Genomic DNA, 18152 nt, shown 5'->3' with positions numbered 1-18152 from the left:
GGTTGAATTTATTGTCTTTTTGTTTTAATTACTAAACTTATGCAAAAGATTTTTCTACAATATCCAATTGTTGCTGTTTATGTACGCTTGCGTAACCTGTTGCAGGTGAAGCACTTTCTTTTCGAGAAACTACCTGCATATTCTTTTGTGGCATGTGGTATAAGATAAATGACCATGCTCCCATGTTTTTGGGTTCTTCCTGTGTCCAAGTAACACTTGCGTTTTTGTACTTTTCAAAAATAGCATCCAATTGTTTTTGAGGAAATGGATACAATTGTTCTAAACGCACAACCGCTATATCCTGAATATTGTTTTCTTCTTGGTAGTTCAACAAATCATAGTAAATCTTTCCGCTACACAAAACGACTTTGCGAACTTTTTCAGCATCTTGTATAGTAGGGTCGTCTATTATTTCTTTAAAATTCGCTCCTTCGTTTACAAAATCTGCAATCGGTGAAACACATTTGGCATGACGTAGAAGTGATTTTGGCGACATAACCACCAAAGGTTTGCGGAATGGACGGTGTTGTTGTCGGCGAAGTGCATGGAAAAAATTAGCAGGTTCTGTAATATTTACCACACTGATATTAAATTCTGCACAAGCCTGAAGAAATCGCTCCAATTTTGCACTGGAGTGTTCTGGCCCTTGACCTTCATAACCGTGTGGCAACAACATAACTAATCCACTCATACGCCCCCACTTGCTTTCCGAAGAAGTGATGAATTGGTCAATCATGGTTTGTGCGCCATTCACAAAGTCACCGAACTGCGCTTCCCACAAGGTAAGAGAAGAAGGGGAAGCCATTGAATATCCAAACTCAAAGCCCAGTACTGCAAATTCTGATAGGAAAGAATTGTATATCAAAAACCTTCCTTGTTCTTCGGCCAAATCGCTTAATAGATTGTGCTCTCTGCCCGTAGGTTCGGATAAAATGGCATGACGGTGCGAAAATGTACCTCTTTTTACGTCTTGTCCACTCATTCTTACATTGTGACCTTCCAGCAATATCGAGCCATAGGCCATCAATTCTGCTGTTGCCCAATCCAATAAACCGTTGTTAGCTACCATTTCCTTGCGTGCATCCAATAATTTCTGGACTTTTTTCAAAACTTTGAAGTCCGCAGGTACGCCTGTAATTCCTTCAAAAATGGTATTGAAACGTTCTTGACTAATATTGGTACTAGGAGAATAATGGAAATCTTCTGGATCAATGGTATGACGCAATTCCCTCCAAGCTAATTCAGATTCTTGGTATTTGTAAGGAAGTGGTTTTTCATTGCGAACCATATCCAAACGTTCCTGCAATAATTGGCGAAACTCTTGATCCATTCTTTTGGCCAATACTGCATCTACTTCGTTTGCAGCTGCCAATTTCTTGGAATACAAATCACGAGGATTGTCGTGTTTCGCAATCAACTTGTACATTATGGGTTGTGTGAATTTGGGGTCGTCCCCTTCATTGTGTCCATGTTTGCGGTAACAAACCATATCCACAAATATGTCTTTGTTAAATTCTTGACGATAGGCCGTTGCTACTTTTGCAGCATATACCACTGCTTCTACATCATCACCATTGACGTGAATAACAGGGGCTTGGACAATTTTTCCGACATCGGTAGAGTAATTCGCTGAGCGTGCATCGTCAAAATCTGTGGTAAAGCCAATTTGATTGTTGATGATAAAATGAATGGTTCCACCTGTATAATAACCCTTCAATTCCGACATCTGAACTACCTCATAAACAATACCTTGTCCTGCAACGGCAGCATCACCATGAATAAGTATGGGCATCAAACGATCATAGTCAAAATCGTAAATGGCATCGGCTTTGGCGCGAGCATATCCTTCTACTACTGGATTGACCGCCTCTAAATGTGAAGGGTTTGGAGCTAATTTTAGATACACTCTTCTACCAGAATGGGTGTCAACCTGAGAAGAATATCCCAAGTGGTACTTCACATCTCCGTCACCCATGGTTAGTTCTGGGAATTTTCCTTCAAATTCACTAAATATCTGCTCGTAAGTTTTACCCAATATATTTGCCAATACATTCAAACGACCTCTGTGTGCCATTCCGATGATGATTTCCTCAGCACCTGTTGAAGCTGCTTCATGAATCATGGCATCTATTGCAGGAATAGTCGACTCTCCACCTTCAAGCGAAAATCGTTTTTGTCCTACATATTTGGTATGCAAAAACTGTTCAAAAACAACGGTTTGATTGAGTTTTCTAAGAATGTGTTTTTTGGTGTGGGTATCAAATCCATAGCCATTTGTTTTGTTTTCAAAACGGTCAATAAACCACTGAGTGACTTTGGGATTGGTATTGTGCATGAACTCTAAGCCAATGCTTCCACAATAAACGGTGCGAAGGTGACTGACAATATTTTGAAGTGTTGCGTTTTTTAGTCCTATTTCGCTACTGATAGTAAAGTTTTTGTTCAAATCAGCATTGGTCAGACCAAAATCTTCCAATTTCAAACGTGCATTTCTATCCTTACGTTCACGTATGGGATTGGTATCTGATTCTAAGTGTCCTTTGGCTCGATAAGCTTGAATAAGATTGTACACTTTTAACTCATCCAACAAAGAAAAATCTACTTCCTTTGTAGGAGTTTCTACTGCTTTAGATGTGTTCGTAGCAGTTCCGTTTCCGTTTGCACTGACGACTGCGTAGTCAAATCCTTCAAAAAATTTTCGCCAGTCTGAATCAATCGCCTCTTTATTTTGTTGATAATCTTTGTATAAAGACTCTATATAGGCTGGGTGAGCATTGCTGAGATAAGAATAATTGCTTGTCATAAAATTTTTTTTCCTTGGTTGTCACAAATATCGGAGTTTTTTCTAAAAGCGTATTGCTTCTTTTTAATTAATTTGAGGTTTTAGAGAAACATATAAGTATGCCCCTTTTTTTAGAAGGCACTCAAAAATATTCTTTTATTTTTGCGGTTCAGCCATTTTGCCCAAAAATCGTTGCCAATATGCAAAAATATGTAAACCAACTGATAGAAGATATTGAAGAAATCATCGAATGGAAAATAGAAGGTAAAACGCTTCAAAAAATAGATAGTTTTGAGGAGCAGATGGAAGAAGTGGAAAAGTACATCTCCACAAGACCTTCAAAGACATTTGGCGACTATACGGGTTTGACCAAGATTCAGTTTCCTCCTCCTGAACGCCTGAGTTTTCAGCAGATGAACGAGCTTGCCAATGCCTTAGACAGGCTGTTGTTTACTTTTCACATTCGGGCAAATTTACCAGAAATTTTACCTGTTGCAGTGGCATATCAGGCCTTAGTAGATCTGTTGGATAGGGCTGTGATGATTATGAATCGTGGGTTAATGGGTATTGAGTTTTGCAGTTATGACTGCCAAAACTGTCCCTGGGATTTGGCGTATTGTACCTGCATCGAACATGCGGATGAAGCAGGCAAAGAGATGCTTCAAAATAAGGTCATACAACCCATTGCTCCAAAAGACCAACTATTTGACCGCCAAATCACAGAAATCGATTATTGGATGAGAGATATAGATAATATAAGCGAAGACGATTCTTTTCCTCTATGGGGCGATGAAGATTCGGATGACGATATACCGTTTTAGAAAACTACTCTATAAAAAGAAAACCCGTCTCAATAGTGAAACGGGTTTTCTTGGTTTATCAGAACTTTGATAAATTGATGCTTAATTATACTAATAAAGCATCAATTTTACCTGCATACGTGCCTTTTGGAGCAGCACCAACTTGTTTATCTACTACTACTCCATCTTTGATAAACAATACTGTAGGAATATTGCGAATACCATATCTCTGAGAAATACCTGGATTGTTATCCACATCTACTTTCCCTACTACTACATCCTTATATTCATCGTGTAATTGCTCAATAATAGGACCAACCATGCGGCAAGGGCCACACCAAACTGCCCAAAAATCAACAACTGCTAATTTGTCTGAATCTAAAACCAACTCTTCAAAGTTGCTATCTGTGAATTCTAAAGCCATGATTGTTTTAATTTTGACTGTTGAAAAAATATTTTTATCATCCAAAAACATGGATATATGAAACTATGAACGACTATTCATTCTTTTTGTTCTACATTGCAACGTTTCTTTTTTCAAATTTGTTCTAAAAAAACTTCAAAAAAATATTGAAGACTATCTTTGAATCTGAAAGTATTGAAAATCAACTATCTTTTTTTCTTAAAATAAATTCTGTGCTAAAATCACAAGAATTTATCCAATGATTTTTCATTCCTGCAATGCTTTTTTTTGCGACAATATCGAAGTGGCAGTTTGTAAAATCCATTGAAGAGTCTATACTCTCCATATTTGAAGCCTTCCAAACAAGGTATTTGAAGCCCTCCAAAAAAGCCACCAATTCTTTTGCAGAACTGCCTTGTGCTTGTAAATGGGAATCATCTAACTCAATGAACAAGTGAGGACTGAGCTCCTCTAAAACAAATTTACCCCCCTCCAATACCTTCATTTCAAAACCTTCCACATCAATTTTTATCAAATCTACTCGCTGCAAATTCAAATCCGCCACTACCTTATCCAATGTATCTACTTCAATCTCATGGTTCTCCAAAATCTCATACTCATCATTTTGGTTTTCAGGCAATATTCTATTTCTTCCAGGGTTGTGGGCATCAATGGTGCTGATGGTAAAAGTCGTAGTAGTATCTCCCAAACCTTTTTGCAGTGGAATTAGCTGCGGAAAATCGTTGAGAGACAAATTGTTCAGCAATTTTTGATGGGTGACAGGATGAGGCTCAAGGCTGATTACCTTTCCCTCCTTCCCCACTATTTTGGCAAAAGGTAAACTTACCGCACCAATATTTGCCCCCACATCTATCACATAATTGCCCTCTTCTACCAAACCCAAAAGCCGTTCTCGTTGTTCTTCTTTTAGTCCAAAATATACTGACCAATCATTGAAGTTACTGATATCCAATTGATACCAAATACCATTAACACAAACTTTACGAAAACTTTGGGGGGAATATTGGTAATGATTTGCAGGCAATTTTCCCCAGATTGAAGACAAAGGCTTATTTACTGTATTTCTTTGCAGCCATACTTCCAATGGTTCCCATTTAAAAATATTTCGGATACCATTTAGTATTTTTGTCTTCAAAGAAAGAGATACGTTACTCATAATAATTAAAAATAGGGTATGATTGTAAAATTATCTGATGGTGTAGTGGATTGACTGCAAAAATAAGATACAATTCTGCAATTCCATAATCAAGTAATTTGAACAATCCTACAATCTCACACCCAAGAAATTTCACAGATGAACCAATACATAAAAGAAATTCTCCCAACAATTCCGCATAATCCAGGGATTTACAAATATTTTGATGAAGCTGATACTATCATCTATGTCGGCAAATCCAAAGATTTACGAAAGCGGGTATCCTCCTATTTCACCAAAAACCACGACAACCGCAAGACTGCCATTATGGTATCTAAGATTGTCCGAATCGAATTTGCAGTAGTTGAAACCGAGCAAGATGCATTGCTATTGGAGAATGCGCTCATCAAAAAATGGCAACCGAGATACAATGTCATGCTGCGTGACGACAAAAGTTATCCCTATATCTGCATTAAAAAAGAACGTTTTCCCCGTATTTTCATGACCAGAAACGTCATTCAAGACGGTTCAGAATACCTCGGCCCTTATACCTCCACTTTTCGAGCAAAACAAATCTTGGAGTTGATGCAAAATCTGTTTCACCTCCGCAACTGTAATTTCAACCTCAGCCAGAAAAACATTGAAGAAGGTAAATTCAAAGTCTGCTTAGAGTACCATCTCGGCAACTGCAAAGGCCCTTGTGAATCACTTCAATCAGAGGAAGATTATATGCTGGCTATCAAGCAAATCAAAGACATTTTGAAGGGAAACATCCGCTCTGTGATTTGGTATTTGAAAGAATCCATCAAAGAAGCTGCTGAGGCTTACCGTTTTGAAGAAGCCCAACAATTGAAGGATAAACTCATGGCATTGGAGGATTATCAAGGTAAATCAACTGTTGTAAATCCCAAAATCAACAATGTAGATGTCTTCAATATTCTCAGAAGTGAAGAAAGTGATAAAGCGTATGTGAGTTTTTTCAAGGTGGTAAACGGATCGATTATACAGACAAAAGTGATTGAACTAGTCAAAAAACTAGATGAAAGTGACAAGGAACTGCTCAAAATTGCTATTCACGAAATCAGAACGCAGGTACAGAGCAACTCTACGGAATTGTATTTGCCCTTCAAAGTAACTTTGCAAAACAAAGAACTCAAAATTACCGTTCCAAAAATAGGCGACAAAAAAGCCTTGTTGGATTTGGCACAAAAAAATGCTTTTTATTACAAAAAGCAACAAGAACTCAAATCTGAAACACGCTCGAATCCCAACGATAGGCGTTTTGAAGTTTTGACCCAATTAAAGAAAGACCTGAGAATGTCTGAAGTACCTATTCACATTGAATGTTTCGACAACTCCAACATTCAGGGGCATTTCCCTGTGGCTTCAATGGTAATTTTTCGGAATGGTAAACCTGCAAAAAAAGAATACCGCCATTTTCACATCAAAACAGTGGTTGGTCCCGATGATTTTGCTTCAATGGAGGAAGTCGTCTATCGCCGCTACAAACGAATGTTGGACGAAAAACGAGAGTTGCCGCAATTGATAGTTATTGACGGTGGCAAAGGGCAGCTGAGTGCTGCGGTCAAAAGCCTCAAAAAATTAGAAATTTATGACCAATTGGCTATCATAGGAATCGCTAAAAAACTGGAAGAAATCTATGTTCCAAACGATTCTATTCCTCTTCACATTGACAAACGCTCACCTGCACTCAAACTCCTGCAACACCTCCGCAACGAGGCGCACCGTTTTGCGATTACTTTTCACCGTCAAATTCGTTCGAAAGAAGCGATGACTTCTGGATTGGAAGGCATTGTAGGTGTGGGTAAAAAAACATCCGACAAATTGTTCAAGCACTTCAAATCCATTAAGAAAATAAAGTCTGCAACGGAGGAAGAATTATTAGCCGTGGTGAACAAGAAACAGGCAGTGGCCATTCGTGCTTATTTTGAAGCAAATAGCAAAGGTTAGCCTGCTGCATACATAATCAACAACTGAACACAGCCAATTAAGAATCCCAATACAGCACCCACAAGCTCAATGAATTGGAACTCTTTGGAAAGAATTGCAAAAACGATGGATTCGAGTTTATCGCTTGAAAACTTCACCACTTTTTCATACACCAAAGCCTGAATGTCTATGCGTGAACCAGCCTTATCAATATAATTTTCAATAGCATCGGGCAATACATCCTCGACTTCTTCGATAATTTGTGTTTTAATTTTTTGTTTAATTTTATCATTCAGAAACATCGCCAAGGCAGGATAAGTAGCAGGAAGTCGTTTTTGAATAAAATCATCTATCTTTGTTTCCAAAAGAGCTTTTACTTCTTCGAGATTCCTATCATCAGCAAGTTTTTGTTTGATGTCGTCAATAGAAATCAACTCTTTAGAAACTATTTCTCCTAATCTTTCAGCAATTTCGTGTTGTCTTTTAGGAAACACGCCTTGAAATTCGATGAACAAAAATCGCTTTTTTTCGCGTGGGTGAAACAGCATCTTAACTGCTAAAAAGTTTGTAAACCAACCAATAAGAGCAGCTATGAAGGGCAGCGTATAAACCATATTTCTTAATCAATAAAAATTAAAATGAAATAATAAGCATGAATAAAAATTGAAGTAAGATTAAAATAAAAAACCCCTCCTTAATCAGATGGTTTAAAATTTTAGATTGAAATTTAATTTTTGTCCATTACTTATAATTGAAAAAATGCAAATCATTTTGCATCAACTCATAAAAAATAATATTCGCCATTTGGCTGCAATATTAATAAAAAATCAAGCAACCCATGAGCAAAATTTACATCAATAACATCCCCGTTTTTCTAAGAGTTTCAGAAACAGAGGATTTTTTAAATAATAATCGAGAAATCATGCATGTGACTTATCGAGATAAAAAAGAATTATTGGATCTGATTCGCTACATCGAACAAACGGAAGACTTAAAAGAAGTCCATATTATCGGTGAAAATCAGTCCAAAATCGAAAACGATTTTTTTGGCTTCTACAAAAATATTGAAGCAGCGGGCGGCTTGGTATTTGACCCACAAGGGCGAGGCTTACTTATTTTTCGCTATGGTAAATGGGACATCCCTAAGGGAAAAATCGAAAGACGAGAAGCGGTAGAAAATGCAGCTTTGAGAGAGGTAGAGGAAGAAACAGGCATTGACAATCTGGTAATTCAACAGCCACTTCTGATACCTATCAATAGAAAAAATGTGACTTACCACACTTACTTTCAAAGAAATAGACGTATATTAAAAATTACGTACTGGTTCAAAATGTATTGTGCCATTCCCAAAGAAGGTGTCCCACAAGAAGAAGAAGGCATTACAAAGGTCAAGTGGGTAGAACCCGAACATTTTGACCTACATTTGCTCAACTCATGGGGTTCGGTTGGAGATGTATTGACCGCTGTGGAGTAATTCTTACAGATTGTGTAAAGAAATTATTGCATGATTATAGATAACGCTTACAATCATGCAACTGCACAAACAAACTCCATCTCTCTTACTGCTTTATCATTTTTTGCATCCAGACTCTTTCCTCATTGCTAATCTTCAACACATACACTCCGCTGCCCAATTGTTTGGGTAAATCTATGCTTTCTCCGCCGTCGACTTGCTGAATAAACACCATTTTTCCTTGACTATCAAACAACTGAATAAGAGAATTATCCATTAATTCACCTTCAATTTGCAGCACATCTGCAAAAGGATTTGGGTACACTTGAATATCTAATCTGTTGGAAATTGAAGCTATATCGGTGGAAATATCTGTTCTAAAATTTAATACTACCTGATTGTTGCTCTTCGAATCTTCATCAAAAGTATTGCCCGAATCTACACTCACAATCAATTGATAATTATCCAATTCAATTCCTTCAAGGTTTATGTTCATTTCATAGATTGCTTCATAAAAAGGGGCTTCAAAATTTTCTATTTTGCGGATTACCCTATTTGAACCATCCAAGTTTTGCTGCACTACTTCAATTTGAAACAGTCCTTCTACCGCTTTCCCAAGATTGCCTACTCGAATCTTCAATTGCAGTTCATTTACTCCTTTGATTCCATAAAATCCATCTATCTGACCAATCATTTCACCATTTTCATTATACAACTGCACATCATCCCGAATTTCCGTTTTTACCTCATATCCATCAGTCACATCTATGTAGCGAAATTCATAGTCATTTTCGATAATGTACTCTGGATTTTCAAAACTTGCAGCAAGTTTTATAGCAGGATCACCTTGAATACTATAATCTCCACTTACGGCCTTTACACCTTCATAAAAAGCAGAAGCAGGACTGGCAATATATACATTGTCAAGTGTTTGTTTGATTCCCTCTGCAATGCTCAAATGGTAACTTTCTGAACCAAGTTGCAACATCAATTCCTTTGTATAAACATCAATTACACTGGGAAAGCCCAAATCGGCTGCTGCCAAAAAAATAATACTACCACTCTTTGGAGATAATACCCAATTTTCTGCCATTGAAGGAGAAATAACAATCGGAGAATGAATACTTGCAACAAACGGACTGTTTCCCACTACAAAAGGATATCGGCCTTCTTTCTGAATATAAGCCGTCGGATCCATTTCCAAATCAAAGTCCCAATTAAACCCTGTACCATGTCCTATAAAACTCAATAAACCAATGCCTTCTTCGATAAATGGGCGGCTATTGAAGGCTTCACTACCCGTGGAGTTTACTTGCACCTCCAACACTTTTCCTCCAATAAATGGAGCTTCAAAGGTAGTCGCATAATTATGGCTAAAATCCCCATTTTCTGCAAAAGAATTAACCGCCTGATAAAAAGCGTGTTTGCGCCAAAGTCTTTCTTCCCTATTTGCAACTCCCACATTTTCATACGCCTTTACTTTTTCCAAATAATCCCTAACATGCTGAGGCAACCTTGCGCTCAACCGTCCAACTCCCAACAGAGGGCGGTAGTCAAATGAATTGCGATGTGTCAAATAATTGTCAGAAGGACTGTGTCCAAAGGTAGGCACTAAGTTGTCATTGAAGTTAATGCTCGTTGCTGTCGACCTATATTCAATAGATTTCCCCATCAGAAACAACAATTTAGGAGTATTTCCCCAATTATCTACTGCAAAATTCACAAAATGGCGAATGGACAAAGGATGTTTTTCGATTCCGTAAGCAAATTGGTCATACAACTCTTCAATATTCGCCAACACTATTTTGTGGCCACCACCTATCGTACTTGCCCGATATTCAGCATATTCAGCTATCCAATTTGTTTCTCCTTCGGTCAATAAAGGATGGTAAACAAGGAGGTAATCACCTTGATTTTCTGCGATTTGAAAATTGGTAAATTGTTGGGGTTTCAGTTCTGCAATCGTAAAAACAGCTTCGGGGTTTGCCAAAAACAACTGACGATTTTCCTCCATTGAAGTCATTTCGGGAAGGTGAATTTTGTACAAATCATCTTCACTCCGATTTACCAACATCCTGTTTTGCTGAGACAAATCGTACAATATAGCCGTTTCGTTTCCTTCAAAGTTGGAAATCTCAAAATACGCTTCGGTATGATGTTGTAGCGAAAAAGCAAATTCCTTGCTCGACACAATGGAACTATCTACTTCAATGCCAAAGTCAAACCGACGAGGATAGGTCAAAAAAGTGTAGCATACTGATTGCCAATCTTCTACTGGCGTACTAAATACATCTCCAACCGATTCATATTCTATATGCGTCTGAATCTCACCCAAATCTTCCGCTTCAATTTCGGCTGTAAAAACAGGCGTATCATAGCCTTCATAGATATTGTCAATGTAGTTTTTTCCTCCAATGTGTATCTTCAAATGGTGGTCTTTGAAGTTGAAAACATCGTTATTCAATCCCACTACTTTTGTTTCCAACAATGCTTTGGGCAAACCTTCTTCCGAATAGACTCCCACCGTAGATAGTTGGTATATCTTACTCGTTTGCCCGTCTATCTTAGTACCTGTCCAACCTTCTCCTTTTTCAAAGTCTGCATAATTGTAATTCAATCCTGTAATTCGGTCGGGTTCTCCTGCATTGAAGTTATGGCGATAGATGCGGTTTTCAGTGTGCATAAAATACGCTTCTTTTTCGAGAAGTGGCTCGGTCAAATCATTGTCAATCGTTTGAAAACGAAGCCCTTCAAACGTATTGTCCCACATCAAATAATAAGTGGCTTTATCCGAAAAAAGACTTTGCTTGTCTGTCAATTGCCAATCTGGAAACAAAAACAATTGGGTATCAAAACTGCCATCGTTTTGTTCACCATAAAATTCGATGTAATCACCTTCCCCCAAGGTGCCATTTGAAGCAATGAAAATCGGAATTTCTTTTCCACGGCTAAATAAGTGAAAACCATTTTTTTCTTTTGCTGCCAAACCTACTTCCAACAAACTGCTGTATGGAATTCGATAGAGGCCATTTTCTGCAATTTGAAACTTGTAGTAGGTCTTGTCATAGTCTATCCACTCATTGAAGTAAGTCTGGGCAGATGTAGCGACAGAAATAAAGGACAGAAATATCAGAGCTATAAGTAGATATAATTTTCGCATTTTTGAGAATCGTTAAACTTAGTTAGTAAAAAATATAGGATGTTAGGCTGATTCAAAAAGGTTTGACAAGCCAATGCTAAAAGTAAAACGGAAAATGCAAAAAAGGTAAATCGAAAATCTCAAAAATTATGCACCAAATCTTTGAAATTCGTCCATAGTTCGTCCCTTTCGGAGGTGATGATATCTTGTTGTGGCAACCTCCAATCGATTTGCAGAGCAGGGTCGTTGTAAGCCAATCCACCTTCATATTTTTTGGAGTAGTAATTGTCGCATTTGTATTGAAACACCGCTGTTGGACTCAACACGGCATACCCATGTGCAAAACCTCTGGGAATCAATAGCTGCGTCTTATTGTCTTCTGACAAAACAATGCTGTAAGTTTGTCCATAAGTTTTTGATTTCCAACGCAAATCAACTACCACGTCCAACACTTCACCTTCTGTAACCCGCACCAACTTGGTCTGTGCATAAGGCGCATGTTGAAAGTGTAGTCCCCTCAAAATTCCGTAAGTAGAACGTGCTTGATTGTCTTGCACAAAATCGAAATGCAAATCATGCTCTGCAAAACGCTCTTTGTTGTAACTTTCATAAAAATATCCTCTTTCGTCTGCAAATACCCGTGGATGTAAAATCAATAAACCTTCCATTCCTGTTTGCTCTATAAATGCTTGCTGCTGATTCATTTTTGATGTTAATTAAGATAGGAGTTGTTGTAAATTTAGTCGACTATTTTGAAATGCAATGGGGAAGAAATCTAAAGGCATTGAAGCAATACCCATTCTTCCACCAAATACATTCCTTGTCCTTTCTGCAAAAGGCAAGCCATTTTTAGATTCTTTGTATTTTACCTCCGCAAACAAGTTTAACGCCTAAAAAAACAAATCTCTCATTTGAGATAAAGACTTTCTAAATGGAAGATTTATTTTTCGACCATCGCTAAGTTTACAGGACTAAAAAAAAATGGTTCATCGAAGATTTTAGTGGAATGAGACTTTTGTAGTTTATTCTTAAAGATATGGAATGTTTGAAAATCAGTATGTTCTGAAAAGGAAACTACAAAAGTCTTTAACTGCTTCACTAAAAATATCCATGAGTCAAAAAAATATATGCTTACGAATCCATCCAGTCCACCATAATTGCTGCAATTTCCTCTCCTTTATCCTCTTGCAGAAAATGTCCAGCACCTTCAATGATTTGATGCGGTTGATCTTTTGCGCCAGGAACCAGTTTGATGAAAGGTTTTTCACCTCCTTTCGTAATCGGGTCACTATCTGAAAACAGAGTCAAAAGTGGTTTTTCCCAAGCCATCAATACCTTCCATGCCTCACGGTTGTTTTCCGATTCCACATTATCTGGTGTAGTAGGCACAAGCGTAGGAAAAATACGTGCACCAGCCATGTGCCGATTGTGGGGAAAAGGAGCTGAATAGGCTTTGAGAACGGCGGGGGAAAGTTTAGTAACCGTAGATGTCTGCATGATTTTTTCAAAAGGAAAAACTTTCACATTTTGTGAAAACTCCTGCCACTGCAAAAACGCTTCGGGTGTTGCATGATCACCTGTTGGTAAACCTGTATTGGCTACCACGATTCGGCTAAAACGTTCTGGTTCATCTGTTAATACCCGCAATCCAATCAAACCACCCCAGTCTTGGCCAAATAGGGTGACGTTTTGAAGGTCCAATTGCTGTACCAATTTTTTTACCCATTCGATGTGACGAGCATAGGTGTAATCCTCTGTTTCACTGGGTTTTGACGATTTTCCAAACCCAATCAAATCGGGTGCAATACATCGATAACCTGCTGCTACGAATACAGGAATCATCTTGCGATACAGATACGACCAACTTGGTTCACCGTGCATCAACAACAAGGTTTGTTTTGCTTTTTTGGGTCCCTCATCTACATAATGTATTTGAAGCCCTTCGCCCACCGTTTTGTAGTTAGCGACAAAAGAATACCCTTCTAAATCCTCAAATCTGCTTGAGGGAGCCATCAAAATTTGCATAAATGTGAATTGTTAAGTTAAATTTGCTGCGAAAAATAGCTAGAACTTGTGCCAAAAACGGTTTTTTTAGTGTCAATTCAAAAAAAATGACTAATTTTAAACAAAAAAATTACATTACTGTAACAATATAACTACCTCTCTCTATATTAAACAAAAACATATAAATACCAAATACTAACAAAGCCCAAATAAGGACTGACTTCAAAGCTATCCTTATTTAGATATTTTTTCTACATTTATGCAACTAAAAAACGATTTACTCCTCCAATCAGCCTTAGGAAAAACCGTAGAACGCACACCAGTATGGTTGATGAGACAAGCGGGTAGGATTTTGCCACAATATAGAGCTATTCGCAGCAAACTTTCTGGTTTCAAGGAATTGGTGCAAACTCCTGAATTGGCCTGTGAAGTGACCATTCAACCTGTAGATGAATTGGACGTTGATGCAGCCATCATTTTCTCCGATATTTTGGAAATCCCCGAAGCTATGGGACTACCCTATACCATGGTAGAATCTAAAGGGCCAATTTTTCCCAAAACAATCCATTCACAAGCAGATGTCGATGCTCTAAAAATTGCAGATGGTGCAACAGATATACACTATACCATTGAAGCAATTAAGCTCACAAAACAAGCATTGAATGGAAGAGTTCCTTTGATTGGTTTTTCAGGCTGTCCATGGACAATTTTCGCCTATATGATTGAAGGAAGTGGCTCCAAAACATTCTCCAAAGCTCGGCGAATGTTGTACCAACAACCTGAAATGTCGCATCAACTGATGCAAAAAATAACCCTAAGTATATTATCGTATATAAAAGCACAAGTAGCAGCAGGTGCAGACTTGATCCAGCTATTTGATTCGTGGGCGGGCATATTGCCGCCTCAACAATATTCGGAATTTTCGCTGCCCTATATTTCCCAACTTTGTGATGCAATGGAAGATGTGCCTGTCACCGTTTTTGCGAAAGGGGCTTATTTTGCAAGGGAAGAATTGGGGCGATTAAATTGCGAAGTTATTGGTTTAGACTGGAATATGTCCCCAACCGAAAGCCGCAAGTTAATTGGCAACCAAAAAACCTTACAAGGCAATTTTGACCCCTGTTTACTTTATGCTGACCAATCTACGATTCGAAGAGAAGTCCGAAAAATGCTAGAATCATTCGGAACTACTCGACACATTGCCAATCTTGGACATGGTGTATATCCTGATACGCCGCTCGATAATGTCAAGTGCTTTGTTGATACCGTAAAGGAATACAATTTTTCTGAAATATATTAATACAAATCATCAATACATAAATCTACCTACTTATGATGCCTAGAATATTACTTGTAGAAGATGAAGAGAACCTTCAGGAAGCAATTAAAATGAACCTCGAAATTGAAGGTTATGAGGTTGTTGCAGTTGGAGATGGGCTTTCAGCTATTAAAACCTTTCATGGTCAGCGGTTCAATATGATTGTATTGGACATCATGCTTCCCGAAGTTGATGGTATTCATGTTTGTGAAAAAGTGCGGCTCGAAGATGCAGATGTTCCTATCCTGTTTCTCACTGCAAAAGATGCTCCTCAAGACAAAGTGATTGGATTGAAAAAAGGGGCTGATGACTACATGACCAAACCCTTCAATTTAGAAGAGTTCTTGCTTCGTGTCAAAAGATTGATTAGACAAAGCATGAAAACAGAAACGCCTACAAGAGAGATTATTGAATACAGTTTTGGCAACAATGAAATCAATTTTGCCACTTACAAAGCAGTCTGCCAAAAAGGAGAGGTAAGTCTTACGAACAAAGAATCCAAACTCTTGAAACTCTTGATTGAACGCAACAATGAAGTGGTTTCTCGTGAGCAAATTTTGCAGTTTGTTTGGGGATACGATGTCTATCCTTCTACCCGAACGATTGACAACTTTATTTTGGCATTCCGCAAATACTTTGAAGAAGACCCCAAAAAACCAGAATTTTTTCACTCCATCCGTGGTGTAGGCTACAAATTCACCAATCTCGACGAAGTAGATAATACGCAACAAATGTTGGCTTAGAATACAATAGTTCGTTGATTCATGAGTCTTATTTTTTTGTAAATACTTATATTCAAGCATTTACAAAAAAACCTTGTGCTGATTTAAGCTCTGCTGAATTAGCAATGAAACTAAGTTGCAGTAAGATGAGGTCAATCCCTTCTCTTATTGCAGCTTTTTACTTTTGATGAAAAAGGTATCCTTAAACCAAAATACATTCTTGGGTGTTTGCAATGGGTTCTCTAAACGAATCAAATTCCATTCCCCACTATGTCATTTTGGTCAAAACTATTTGGTACAACACCTCCCTCACCCTCAAGATCCAGAGGCTCATCGGATTCACTAACCTTCAAAGAACGCTGGAAAGCCCTCGGCAATATCCCAAAGTTTTTTCGTCTGATATGGGAAACCAGTCGCATGATGACGCTCGGCAATGTAATTTTGCGTGTTCTGCAAGCGGGGGTTCCGCTCACGATGCTCTATGTCGGCAAGCTCATTATTGACGAAGTAATCCGAATTGCTCAAACTGGTTTTGATGGTACAGATATGCAATATCTGTGGAGCATTGTAGCCATTGAATTTACTTTGGCTTTGGTATCGGATTTGTTCAACCGAGGAATCAACTTATTAGATGCATTGCTCGGAGACCTTTTTGCCAACAAAACTTCGGTTCAACTCATCGAACACGCTGCAAAACTGGATTTGCAGCAATTTGAAGATGCCAATTTCTACGACAAATTGGAACGGGCAAGGCGGCAAACAACAGGTAGAACGGTGTTGATGTCGCAGGTTTTGGCGCAAGTCCAAGACATGATTACCATCCTATTTTTGGGCGCAGGTCTCGTTGTCTTCAATCCGTGGTTGATTGTTTTGCTATTTGTGGCAGTAATTCCAGCCTTTTTGAGTGAAACTTACTTCAATGAAAAAAGTTATTCGATTACCCGCAGTTGGACCCCCGAAAGGCGAGAATTGGACTATCTTCGATACGTTGGCGCAAGCGATGTGACTGCCAAAGAAATCAAAATTTTTGGATTGGAAGGTTTTCTTCGCAACCGTTTTGAATCATTGGCTGACCGCTACTATGAGGTCAATAAAGCACTGACAGTCAAACGAGCCGCTTGGGGTAGTATCTTCAATAGCTTGGGCAATGCAGGTTATTATACGGCTTACATTGTCATCATCTTGCAGACCGTAAAAAATCTCATTTCCGTAGGAGATTTGACTTTTTTGGCGGGTTCCTTCAACCGTTTACGCAGTCTTCTGCAAAGCATTTTGACCCGTTTTTCGAGTATTGCCCAAAACGCCCTCTATCTGCAAGACTTTTTCGACTTCATGGACATGCAGCCCCTTATCATTTCACAACAACAAGCACTTACTTTTCCCAAAGAAATCCAACAGGGTTTTGTGTTTGAAAACGTGGGCTTCAAATACCCAGGAACGGAAATTTGGGCTTTGCGACACCTTTCTTTTACTTGGGATGCAGGCGAAAAATTGGCTTTGGTGGGGGAAAATGGCGCAGGAAAAACGACTTTCACCAAACTAATTGCCCGACTATACGACCCGTCCGAAGGACGTATTTTGTTGGACGGTCACGATTTGAAGGAATACGATTTGAAAGAACTTCGAGAAGCAATCGGCGTTATTTTCCAAGATTTTGTGCGTTTCCAAATGACTGCTTCTGAAAACATTGCGATTGGAAAGATTGAAGAAAAGGAGGACAAACCGACCATTGTTCATTCTGCTGAACAGAGTTTGGCTGATACAGTCATCGAAAAATTGCCTGCTCAATATGAGCAGATGTTGGGTCGTCGCTTTGAAGGTGGTGTAGAATTGTCGGGCGGTGAATGGCAAAAGGTTGCTTTGGGTCGTGCATACATGCGTAAGGCGCAAGTATTGATTTTGGATGAACCTACGGCAGCTTTGGATGCTCGTGCTGAGTTTGAAGTATTTCAGCGTTTTGCAGATTTGACCGCTGGAAAAATGGCGGTTCTTATCTCTCACCGTTTTTCAACTGTCCGCATGGCTGACCGTATTTTGGTGCTGAAAAATGGACAGAAGGTAGAGTTGGGTACACACAAGGAATTATTGGAATTGAATGGGTTTTATGCGGAATTATTCGGATTGCAGGCAGCTGGTTATCAGTGATTAGTGACTTATTATTAGACTTTGAATGAGGAAGCAAAGGAATTAAGTAAAATTGCATTTTCAATGCAATTTACTCATAACCAAATATTTACTTCTTTTGTCTTTCGTCCAAAGTCCAAACTATCTGGTAATTAACTTTTTGCACCCAATCACATCAATAGATTAAAAATTTGATTATCAATTTTTATATTCTACCCAAAATACATTAGGCACACGCATTAAGAATGTACGCAAGAGATATTTTAGCCCTAAATTTATTTTGGTGTGTTTGTTATAAAAA

General features: G+C 38.4%; 13 protein-coding genes. 6 read left to right on the top strand and 7 right to left on the bottom strand.

The window, feature by feature from the left end; all coding sequences use genetic code 11:
* Positions 1 to 37 precede the first annotated feature (37 nt).
* Complete coding sequence (locus R3E32_00710; GenBank protein ID MEZ4883223.1) at positions 38 to 2803, bottom strand: 2-oxoglutarate dehydrogenase E1 component; 2766 nt, start codon at positions 2801 to 2803, stop codon at positions 38 to 40.
* Between the two features lie 98 nt (positions 2804 to 2901).
* On the opposite strand from R3E32_00710, the gene R3E32_00705 reads away from it, so the two are divergent.
* Positions 2902 to 3603, top strand: a complete 702-nt coding sequence (locus tag R3E32_00705) for a hypothetical protein (protein MEZ4883222.1) — start codon at positions 2902 to 2904, stop codon at positions 3601 to 3603.
* An 85-nt stretch (positions 3604 to 3688) separates the two neighbouring features.
* Here R3E32_00705 and trxA read toward each other — a convergent pair whose 3' ends face one another.
* Entirely contained in the window at positions 3689 to 4006 is a 318-nt protein-coding gene (gene trxA / locus R3E32_00700; protein ID MEZ4883221.1) for a thioredoxin, read from the bottom strand.
* Positions 4007 to 4187: 181 nt separating this feature from the next.
* Complete coding sequence (locus R3E32_00695; protein MEZ4883220.1) at positions 4188 to 5162, bottom strand: FkbM family methyltransferase; 975 nt, start codon at positions 5160 to 5162, stop codon at positions 4188 to 4190.
* Between the two features lie 138 nt (positions 5163 to 5300).
* Between R3E32_00695 and uvrC the strand changes: the two genes are divergently transcribed.
* Positions 5301 to 7112: an excinuclease ABC subunit UvrC gene (uvrC, locus tag R3E32_00690; GenBank protein ID MEZ4883219.1), complete on the top strand. Its 1812-nt coding sequence runs from the start codon at positions 5301 to 5303 to the stop codon at positions 7110 to 7112.
* Here the strand turns inward: uvrC and R3E32_00685 are convergent.
* Positions 7109 to 7705 (bottom strand): DUF445 family protein, encoded by a 597-nt coding sequence (locus tag R3E32_00685; GenBank protein ID MEZ4883218.1) that lies wholly within the window; start codon positions 7703 to 7705, stop codon positions 7109 to 7111. The two genes, uvrC and R3E32_00685, sit on opposite strands and share 4 nt — an antisense overlap.
* A gap of 224 nt (positions 7706 to 7929) precedes the next feature.
* Here R3E32_00685 and R3E32_00680 point away from each other — a divergent pair, with 224 nt between their 5' ends.
* Positions 7930 to 8565, top strand: a complete 636-nt coding sequence (locus tag R3E32_00680; GenBank protein MEZ4883217.1) for an NUDIX domain-containing protein — start codon at positions 7930 to 7932, stop codon at positions 8563 to 8565.
* Between the two features lie 85 nt (positions 8566 to 8650).
* Here R3E32_00680 and R3E32_00675 read toward each other — a convergent pair whose 3' ends face one another.
* The 3 genes from R3E32_00675 to R3E32_00665 form a co-directional block, all read right to left on the bottom strand.
* Positions 8651 to 11704: a C25 family cysteine peptidase gene (locus R3E32_00675; GenBank protein ID MEZ4883216.1), complete on the bottom strand. Its 3054-nt coding sequence runs from the start codon at positions 11702 to 11704 to the stop codon at positions 8651 to 8653.
* A 119-nt stretch (positions 11705 to 11823) separates the two neighbouring features.
* Positions 11824 to 12387 carry a dTDP-4-dehydrorhamnose 3,5-epimerase gene (rfbC, locus tag R3E32_00670; protein ID MEZ4883215.1) on the bottom strand — a complete coding sequence of 188 codons (564 nt, stop codon included), beginning with the start codon at positions 12385 to 12387 and terminating at the stop codon, positions 11824 to 11826.
* Between the two features lie 427 nt (positions 12388 to 12814).
* Positions 12815 to 13708, bottom strand: a complete 894-nt coding sequence (locus R3E32_00665; GenBank protein ID MEZ4883214.1) for a haloalkane dehalogenase — start codon at positions 13706 to 13708, stop codon at positions 12815 to 12817.
* Between the two features lie 238 nt (positions 13709 to 13946).
* Here R3E32_00665 and hemE point away from each other — a divergent pair, with 238 nt between their 5' ends.
* The 3 genes from hemE to R3E32_00650 all read left to right on the top strand — a co-directional run bounded on the left by hemE (position 13947) and on the right by R3E32_00650 (position 17872).
* Positions 13947 to 14987 (top strand): uroporphyrinogen decarboxylase, encoded by a 1041-nt coding sequence (hemE, locus tag R3E32_00660; protein MEZ4883213.1) that lies wholly within the window; start codon positions 13947 to 13949, stop codon positions 14985 to 14987.
* A gap of 32 nt (positions 14988 to 15019) precedes the next feature.
* Positions 15020 to 15748 (top strand): response regulator transcription factor, encoded by a 729-nt coding sequence (locus tag R3E32_00655; GenBank protein MEZ4883212.1) that lies wholly within the window; start codon positions 15020 to 15022, stop codon positions 15746 to 15748.
* Between the two features lie 249 nt (positions 15749 to 15997).
* Complete coding sequence (locus R3E32_00650; GenBank protein ID MEZ4883211.1) at positions 15998 to 17872, top strand: ABC transporter ATP-binding protein; 1875 nt, start codon at positions 15998 to 16000, stop codon at positions 17870 to 17872.
* Positions 17873 to 18152: the final 280 nt, after the last annotated feature.

This window comes from Chitinophagales bacterium, assembly GCA_041392475.1.
Classification (GTDB): Bacteria; Bacteroidota; Bacteroidia; order Chitinophagales; family UBA2359; genus JAUHXA01.
Note: the sequence above shows the minus strand (reverse complement) of the source record. Positions and strands in the feature narration are given on the sequence as shown.

Excerpts from the sequence above, each read along its gene's own strand:
- R3E32_00710 (MEZ4883223.1), bottom strand. The coding sequence starts at position 2,803 with ATGACAAGCAATTATTCTTATCTCAGCAATGCTCACCCAGCCTATATA.
- R3E32_00705 (MEZ4883222.1), top strand. The coding sequence starts at position 2,902 with ATGCCCCTTTTTTTAGAAGGCACTCAAAAATATTCTTTTATTTTTGCG.
- trxA (MEZ4883221.1), bottom strand. The coding sequence starts at position 4,006 with ATGGCTTTAGAATTCACAGATAGCAACTTTGAAGAGTTGGTTTTAGAT.
- R3E32_00695 (MEZ4883220.1), bottom strand. The coding sequence starts at position 5,162 with ATGAGTAACGTATCTCTTTCTTTGAAGACAAAAATACTAAATGGTATC.
- uvrC (MEZ4883219.1), top strand. The coding sequence starts at position 5,301 with ATGAACCAATACATAAAAGAAATTCTCCCAACAATTCCGCATAATCCA.
- R3E32_00685 (MEZ4883218.1), bottom strand. The coding sequence starts at position 7,705 with ATGGTTTATACGCTGCCCTTCATAGCTGCTCTTATTGGTTGGTTTACA.
- R3E32_00680 (MEZ4883217.1), top strand. The coding sequence starts at position 7,930 with ATGAGCAAAATTTACATCAATAACATCCCCGTTTTTCTAAGAGTTTCA.
- R3E32_00675 (MEZ4883216.1), bottom strand. The coding sequence starts at position 11,704 with ATGCGAAAATTATATCTACTTATAGCTCTGATATTTCTGTCCTTTATT.
- rfbC (MEZ4883215.1), bottom strand. The coding sequence starts at position 12,387 with ATGAATCAGCAGCAAGCATTTATAGAGCAAACAGGAATGGAAGGTTTA.
- R3E32_00665 (MEZ4883214.1), bottom strand. The coding sequence starts at position 13,708 with ATGCAAATTTTGATGGCTCCCTCAAGCAGATTTGAGGATTTAGAAGGG.
- hemE (MEZ4883213.1), top strand. The coding sequence starts at position 13,947 with ATGCAACTAAAAAACGATTTACTCCTCCAATCAGCCTTAGGAAAAACC.
- R3E32_00655 (MEZ4883212.1), top strand. The coding sequence starts at position 15,020 with ATGATGCCTAGAATATTACTTGTAGAAGATGAAGAGAACCTTCAGGAA.
- R3E32_00650 (MEZ4883211.1), top strand. The coding sequence starts at position 15,998 with ATGTCATTTTGGTCAAAACTATTTGGTACAACACCTCCCTCACCCTCA.